This window comes from Photorhabdus sp. CRCIA-P01 (assembly GCF_003545805.1).
GTDB lineage: Bacteria > Pseudomonadota > Gammaproteobacteria > Enterobacterales > Enterobacteriaceae > Photorhabdus > Photorhabdus antumapuensis.
In genome coordinates this window covers 1-619 of sequence record NZ_NMQR01000209.1, presented here as the reverse complement: position 1 = coordinate 619, position 619 = coordinate 1, and the positions used below count along the sequence as shown (strand labels likewise).

At 58.4% G+C, this 619-nt stretch carries 1 protein-coding gene; it reads left to right on the top strand.

Features of this window, described 5'->3' with window-relative positions; all coding sequences use genetic code 11:
• On the top strand, positions 1 to 619 hold a 619-nt coding region (locus tag D3222_RS24880; RefSeq protein WP_232832684.1), incomplete at both ends, for a contractile injection system protein, VgrG/Pvc8 family.

Here is a 619-nt window from a genome sequence, read left to right as displayed (position 1 = left end):
AATTATCAGTACGACGTGCGTTTACCGTTACGTGACCCGGCGGGCATGAATCACAACGACCGTGATTCGGTGTGGGATTTGCACGTTGAACATCGGGTGGTCACGCAAAGGGTGAAGGTGCGGGACTACAACTACCGGGAAGCGGGCAATGACCTGCAATATCAGGTCGGCCGGGATCGGGATACTACCGTGATTGGTGAAGTGTATCGCTATGGCGATAACGTTCTGACCAAGGGAGAACAGATCCAGCCCGCACCGGAAACGGCGGGATTTTATGCCCGTCTGCATCACGAGCGCGACCTGTACCGGCAGCACCTGATCCGGGGTCAAAGTTCTTCCCCGATGCTGGTCCCCGGCTTAGTGCTGGAGCTGGAAGGGGAGAGACCGGCCGYGGTGGGAAAAGCGGGGGTATTGATTGTCTCCATGCGAAGCAGTGCCCGGCGTGACAGCAACTATCTGGTCAGTTTCAGTGGCATTCCCTACAGCGAAATCCTGAGCTACCGGCCGGCACTGCGGGAACGACCGGTGATATCCGGCACGGTGCCGGCGCGGGTGACCAGCGACTGGCCGAACGACACCTACAGCCATATCGATAAAATGGGCCGTTACCGCGTCAAGT